Origin of the sequence: Bradyrhizobium sp. 62 (assembly GCF_023073035.1) — a bacterium.
Lineage (GTDB): Bacteria > Pseudomonadota > Alphaproteobacteria > Rhizobiales > Xanthobacteraceae > Bradyrhizobium.
In genome coordinates, this window is sequence record NZ_JADPIT010000010.1 from 323,442 (window position 1) to 329,759 (window position 6,318).

Annotated in this window: 6 protein-coding genes and 1 pseudogene; 4 read left to right on the forward strand and 3 right to left on the reverse strand. The window is 62.8% G+C overall.

All coding sequences use genetic code 11. The features are described from left to right. Window positions 1-353: 353 nt before the first annotated feature. Window positions 354-1,343 (forward strand): putative zinc-binding metallopeptidase, encoded by a 990-nt coding sequence (locus IVB47_RS05695; protein WP_247460332.1) that lies wholly within the window; start codon window positions 354-356, stop codon window positions 1,341-1,343. A 75-nt stretch (window positions 1,344-1,418) separates the two neighbouring features. On the opposite strand, the gene IVB47_RS05700 is transcribed toward IVB47_RS05695, so the two are convergent. Together IVB47_RS05700 and IVB47_RS05705 are read right to left on the reverse strand one after the other, a co-directional pair. Beyond that, entirely contained in the window at window positions 1,419-2,597 is a 1,179-nt protein-coding gene (locus IVB47_RS05700; protein WP_247460333.1) for a cytochrome P450, read from the reverse strand. Window positions 2,598-2,613: 16 nt separating this feature from the next. Continuing rightward, window positions 2,614-3,825, reverse strand: coding sequence for an ABC transporter substrate-binding protein (locus IVB47_RS05705; protein WP_027570732.1), 1,212 nt, complete (start codon window positions 3,823-3,825; stop codon window positions 2,614-2,616). On the opposite strand from IVB47_RS05705, the gene IVB47_RS05710 reads away from it, so the two are divergent. Continuing rightward, a complete protein-coding gene (locus IVB47_RS05710; RefSeq protein WP_245287888.1) occupies window positions 3,815-4,408 on the forward strand; it encodes a MarR family winged helix-turn-helix transcriptional regulator in 594 nt (197 codons plus the stop codon). The genes IVB47_RS05705 and IVB47_RS05710 overlap by 11 nt on opposite strands. A 54-nt stretch (window positions 4,409-4,462) precedes the next feature. On the opposite strand, the gene IVB47_RS05715 is transcribed toward IVB47_RS05710, so the two are convergent. Continuing rightward, window positions 4,463-5,314, reverse strand: a complete 852-nt coding sequence (locus IVB47_RS05715; RefSeq protein WP_247460335.1) for an alpha/beta hydrolase — start codon at window positions 5,312-5,314, stop codon at window positions 4,463-4,465. A gap of 127 nt (window positions 5,315-5,441) precedes the next feature. Between IVB47_RS05715 and IVB47_RS05720 the strand changes: the two genes are divergently transcribed. After that, entirely contained in the window at window positions 5,442-6,059 is a 618-nt protein-coding gene (locus IVB47_RS05720; protein WP_247358720.1) for an ABATE domain-containing protein, read from the forward strand. 128 nt (window positions 6,060-6,187) lie between these two features. Then, a pseudogene (locus IVB47_RS05725) lies at window positions 6,188-6,318 on the forward strand (peptidoglycan-binding protein LysM); the annotation flags it as partial.

Here is a 6,318-nt window from a genome sequence, read left to right on the forward strand (position 1 = left end):
CGGCATTGTCGTATCTGCACAAGCCAAGCTCGATCACCCGCCGGTCGAGTGAAGGGAACTCTGCACACGATCTGGTGTTGTCACACCATGACAAGGAAACGAAACGTCGGTCCCATGGCGGTTCAGCCCGAGCGGGCGTGGGCCGGTCGGCCTGTTTCCGAAAACGTCCTTGAGAAAAAGCCGCAGCCTCAATTGAGCCAGTTGAGCGCGAAGCGAGCCGGCCTGTTGAGGCAGCACGCGCTGCGAACGCAGCGGGCGTTGCTCGCCGGCAACCGCGACGGTCGCAAGAGTTAAGAGTTCCTCGAATCGACAGGCCGGTTTTCCGGTGTGCCGTCTGTCTGGGGCCAGTCCACGTGAAGATTTATCAGTGCCCGTCATGCCGCCATCCTGTCTCGTTCGAGCACGTCGCGTGCGCGAATTGCAGCACCGAGCTGGCGTTCGATTCCTCGCGCATCGAGATGACGAAACTTGCATCCCATCAATCTTGCCGTAACCGGGAGATCATCGGTTGCAACTGGTGTGTCGAGGGCGCCGACTGGTATTGCGACTCGTGCCGCCTCACGCGCACGATTCCGAATCTCGGCAGCACTAGAAACATCATGCTCTGGCGCCGGATGGAGGAAGCCAAGCGCCGTCTTCTCTATGATCTCAGTCGCCTCAGGCTTCCGCTTGCATCGCGCACCGGCGCACCATTGGCGTTCGACATTCTCTCGGACGAGGTCAGTCCGATCCTGACGGGGCATCTCTCGGGTCTGATCACGCTCAACCTTGCGGAGGCCGATGATGTCGAGCGAGAAGCTCGCCGCGTGGCGTTCCGGGAGCCGTATCGCACGCTGCTCGGGCATTTCCGGCACGAGATCGGTCACTTCTATTGGGACCTGCTCGTTGACGGCACGACGTTCCAGGCCCCGTTCAAGCTGATCTTCGGTGACCAGGCGCAGGACTATCAGGCCGCGATCAACTCCTATTACAGCCGCGCCAATCGTTCATACGACCGAAGCGGCTTCATCAGCGAGTACGCCACGTCCCACCCCTGGGAGGATTGGGCGGAAACGTTCGCGCATTTCCTGCATATCGTGGCGACGCTCGACTCGCTGGCAGGTTTGCCGTTGGCGCTGGACGAGCGCGCCCGTCAGACCCTGACGGATCCCTATCTCGAGAGCGACTTCGAGGCACTTTTGGCCCTGTGGATGCCGCTTGCCCGCAGCATCAACGAACTCAACCGCTCGCTCGGGATGAGCGACGCATATCCGTTCGACATATCGCCGGCGGTCAAAGGCAAGCTGCATCTCGTCCACATGGCGATCAGCGCATTCCGCGATCAGCAGAGCCTGGCGGCGTAAATTTCGCGGGGGACAGCCCCGTTTGAAGCAAGAATCTAGGGCTGCGGTTCTGATTCGGTCAGAACCAATCATGCTCTAGGCAGCCGTCACCCGCACGGGCATGCTCTTCAGCCCACGCAGGGAATTGTTGAGCCTGCGCCTCGGCTCTGCCGTGAGCTCGATGGTCTTCACGCGCCTTGCGAGCTCGCCGAAGATCAATTCGCCTTCCAGGCGTGCGATCATCTGGCCGACGCAGGCGTGGATGCCGGCGCCGAAACCGACATGCCCGGTCGCCAGCCGTTCGACGTCGAAACGGTCGGCTCGGTCCCAGCGCGCGGGATCGCGGTTGGCGGAGGCCATGAACAGCAGGACCTTGCGGTGTGCGGGGATCACGCCGCCGCCGATCTCGACATCGCGCGTGGTGGTGCGGAAGAACGTCTGTACCGGTGAATCATAACGCAGCCCTTCCTCGAAGGCATTGCGCGCCAGCTCCGGCTTGTGGTGCAGCTTGCGATATTCATCCGGGTGAGCGGCGAGCGCGAGCAGCGTATTGCCGATACCGTTGACGGTGGTGTCGATCCCGGCGGTGAGGAACGGTCGCACCAGATGGGTTGCTTCATGCTCGCTGATCTCGCCGTCGTCAGCCGCCTGGTAGATCATCATGCCGAGCCCGTCCGGTTGCAACGCATCTCGCGCACAGCATTCCATGATCCAGCTCTGCGCCGCGAGGCCGGCTTGTCGTGACGCCGCCAACGTTTCGTTCTCCGGGCCAAAGCTGTCGAACACGAACGTGCTCCAGGCCAGCAGCCTGTCGCGGCCGTCCGGCCGGATGCCAATCGCATCCGGAAACACCTTCATCGGGTAGGCCTCGGCGAGATCGGTGACGGCATCGAACGTGCCTTTGTCGATCAGCTCCGAAACCTTCTTCTCCGCTTCCTTCTGAAACGTCTCGCGCAGTCGCCGCGCGACACCCGGGGACAGGGTGCGGCTGAGCACGCGGCGGCCCTTGTCGTGGTCGGGAGGATCGATCTGGAGCGTCAGCGGCTTTGGCAGGGCCGGGTTCATCCCGTGCAGCCCGACACCCTCGCCGCTGATGAACGTCTTCCAGTCCTTCAGGGCCGGCTCGACTTCGGCATAGCCTGCCATGGCCCACACGCCGTAGCGCTCCAACGCGAACGCGGGACCGAGCGCGCGCAACGCCTCACAGGCGGGATAGGGGTCCATCAGGAAATCTGGCGCAAACGGGTCGGCCGGACTGGATGCAATGCCGTTCATGGTCAGCTCCCGTCCACTATTGCCTGGTTAGCGGACACTGGCCTTCGCTCTCGGGGCGGAACGCGTCCTCACCCTTGATCGTGGCGACCACCTTCAGCAGGTCCCAAGTCGATGTCGACTCTTCCGGCGCCTTGACCTGGAGCAGATAGAGCGGGTGGATCTTGCGGCCGTCCTTGCGGATGTAACCCTTGCCGAACAGCGGATCGTCGGTCGGCATCTCCTTCATCGCCGCCACCACCGCCTTGCCGTCCTTGGCACTGCCGACCTTGTCGACCGCTTTGAGGTAGTGAATCACCGAGGCGTAGACGCCGGCCTGCATGTCGTTCGGATAGGCTTTCGACGGAATGCGTTCGGCGAACCGCTTGGCGAAAGCCCGCGTGCCGTCGTTCAGATCCCAGTAGAACGGGTTCATGATCTGCGCGCCTTGCGCAAACTTCAACCCGAGCGCGGGGAGGCCGTTCATGCCCAGGATCAACCCGACCAGCTTATGGTCCTTGGTCAGACCGAACTCGGCGGCCTGCTTCATCGACGTGATGGTGTCGTCACCGGCATTGGCGAAGCCGACGACGTTCGCGCCCGACGCCTGGGCCTGGAGCAGGAAAGAGGCGTAGTCGGCCGTTCCCAACGGATGCCGGACGCTGCCGAGCACCTCGCCGCCGGACGCCTTGACGGCCTCCGCCGCCTGTTTTTCCAGATCGTGACCGAAGGCGTAGTCAGCGGTGATGAAGAACCATTTCTTGCCACCCTGCTGGACGATCGCCTTGCCGAGGCCGCGCCCGTAGGCATAGGTGTCGTAGGTCCAGTGCACGGTGTTCGGCGTGCATTTTTCGCCGGTCAGCAGCACCGTACCGGCGCCCGATCCGACGAAGACCTTGTTCTTCTCGGCGCTCATGCCGGCGACGGCGAGCGCGATCGACGAGTTCGGAATGTCGAAGATCGCGTCGACGCCGTCGTTCTCGTACCAGCGCCGCGCGATGCCGATCCCGATGTCTGTCTTGTTCTGGTGGTCCGCGGCGACGACCTCGACCGGCTTGCCGCCGGCCTTTCCGCCAAAATCCTCCACCGCCATCTTGGCGGCGACGACGGAGCCTATGCCTTGATAGCTCGCGAACGGCCCCGACTGGTCGTTCAGGATGCCGATCTTCACCACGTCCTGAGCGAGGGCCGGCCCCGCCGCAGCCAGCATCAAGGCCGAAATGCACAATTTATGCAGAAATTTGCTGTTCATTGTCTCCCTCCCGTGGGCGGTCTTGGTGCCGCTAAATAATAGTTATATTTTATATCTATTTTCGGGAGAGTCAATTCGGCGGATTCTTGGGCCGCCGCGGTTCGAGGATCATGAGTTCGTGAAACCCGCAGGGAAGTCCGGCCAGCAGCCGGAGAAATCGTTGAATTTGCAGGCGCTCCAGCGCACGCCGGGCTTCATGCTTCGGCTCGCACAGCTGAAATTCTTCGAGGGCTTCTACGAAGCGTTCGCCGCATTGGGCGTGACCCCCGCGACCTATGCGATCTTCGTCGTCATTCGCGACAATCCCGGCGTTCCGCCAAGCAGCCTCGCAAGCCTGCTGCGGCTGCGCCTGCCCAATCTGATCAAGATCCTGAATGAGCTGGAGTCGTCGGGCTTCATCAAGCGCAACCGCTCCAAGGCGGATCGCCGCGCCGTCGAACTCGTGCTGACGCCAAAGGGCGCCAAGCTCATCCACGAGGCGACGAGCCTGACGGAGCCGTACAACAAGAAGATGCTCGTGCCGCTCAGCGAAGCCGAGCAGCGCACCCTGCTCGAACTATTAAATCGGATCCTGCCGCTCTAGGTGGCCCGCATCGGCGGGCGTGCCGCCCGACAAGGGCCATGGCCGTTGCTCCTGCTAGGTCAAGAACGCGCGAATGCTGTCCGCGATCTCCTTCGCGTGCGTCTCCAGCGCGAAATGGCCGGTGTCAAAGAACTGCACCACGGCGTTCGGATTGTCGCGCTTGAATGCCTCGGCGCCGGGCGGGATGAAGAACGGATCGTTCTTGCCCCAGACCGCGAGAAACGGTGGCTTGTGCGTGCGGAAATACTCCTGGAAGACGGGATAAAGCGCGACGTTGCTCTTGTAGTCGCCGAACAGGTCGAGCTGCACGTCGTCCGAGCCCGGCCGCGCAAGGTAGAAATTGTCGAGGCTCTGGCCGTCCGGTGACACGGTCGTCGGATCGGCGACACCATGCGTGTACTGCCAGCGCGTGGCTTCCGGCGTGAGGAGCGCGCGGAGCGCCTCGCGATTGGCCGGCGAGGGATCCTGCCAATAGGTCTTGAGCGGAGTCCAGTTGTCGCTGAGGCCATCCTCATAGGCGTTGCCGTTCTGCGATATGATCGCCGTGATCCGCTCGGGGTGGCTGAGCGCAAGCCGGAAACCAGTCGGCGCGCCGTAGTCGAAGACGTAGACCGCGAACCGGTCGAAACCGATCACTTCGGTGAAGCGTTCGATCACGCGTGCGACGTTATCGAACGTGTAACGGAAGCTTTGGCGCGAAGGCATGTCGGACTGGCCGAAGCCGGGAAGGTCGGGCGCCACAATATGAAACCTGTCCGCAAGCAGCGGAATGAGGTCACGAAACATGTGGCCTGCGCTGGGGAAGCCGTGCAGCAGCAGGATTTTTGGCGCTCCGGCAACGCCGGCCTCGCGATAGGCCACCTTGAATCCGTCGACATCCGCGCTGCGGTACGTGATTGAGGCCATGACATTCTCCATTTGCAGTAACCTTATAAAAGCTTTTTAAGAGGTTACTGTCAGGCCACGTAACTTGTCAATGACGTTTTAACTGGTTATCTATGTCCATCTTATCCCGACCGGCCAAGGATCGCTCATGGACCGCGCGCCTGCCATGTTCATCGCCGACTCGCTCGGCCTCGACTTCCTCAACTCGGTGGCGACGCCGGTCGATACGCCCGTGGACTGGATCGACGACGGCGATGGCCTGATCGACTGGCTGGCACAAGCGAAGCTGGTGCCGGCGGATGATCTGCACGCGCTGACAGCACGTGCCACGCCGGACGAGCTGGACAAGGTCGCGGATCAGGCGCGCGCCTTGCGCGAATGGTTCAGGGGGTTCGTGCGCAAGCATGCGGGCCGGCCGCTCACGACAGATGCCTTGCGCGAGCTCGGTCCATTGAACAGCCTGCTGGAGCGCGACGAAGCCTTCAGCCGGATCGAGCCCGGGCCTCACGATGGCGGCGCTCTGGCATTGCGAATCAAGCGGCGCTGGCGATCGCCGGAAGCGCTATTGCTGCCGGTTGGCGAAGCCATGGCGAAGTTCGTCTGCGACGAGGACTTTTCGAACGTCAAGGCGTGCGAGGGGCATAACTGCACCATGCTGTTCGCCGACCACACGCGCCGGCGCGCGCGGCGATGGTGCATCATGGCGGTCTGCGGCAACCGCGCGAAACAGGCCGCCCACCGCAGCAGGCTCAAGAGCATGCAGTGATTGGGTGTCGAGATGCTGGAATGAGCGTGGATCGAGCCCCGGTTCCGTGCCCCAAATTCCACCCAATCGACCGTCACTAAGCGCCTTTGGGGGAGGCTGCAGCCTCCCGGAGTGGGACTGCTGGACTGATGATCGATTTGAGGCGACTTCTCGCGCTGGCAGCCGTTGCGCTGCTCGCCTTCAGCACCGGGACGGCCGTTGCCTCACCTGCCAAGACGAAGCCCGCCGCGGCCGCACCCGCCGCGCCACCGGCCCCGCC

Bases quoted from the DNA above. Each gene is read 5' to 3' on its own strand.
- IVB47_RS05715 (WP_247460335.1), bottom strand. From the start codon at position 5,314: ATGGCCTCAATCACGTACCGCAGCGCGGATGTCGACGGATTCAAGGTG.
- IVB47_RS05720 (WP_247358720.1), top strand. From the start codon at position 5,442: ATGGACCGCGCGCCTGCCATGTTCATCGCCGACTCGCTCGGCCTCGAC.
- IVB47_RS05705 (WP_027570732.1), bottom strand. From the start codon at position 3,825: ATGAACAGCAAATTTCTGCATAAATTGTGCATTTCGGCCTTGATGCTG.
- IVB47_RS05700 (WP_247460333.1), bottom strand. From the start codon at position 2,597: ATGAACGGCATTGCATCCAGTCCGGCCGACCCGTTTGCGCCAGATTTC.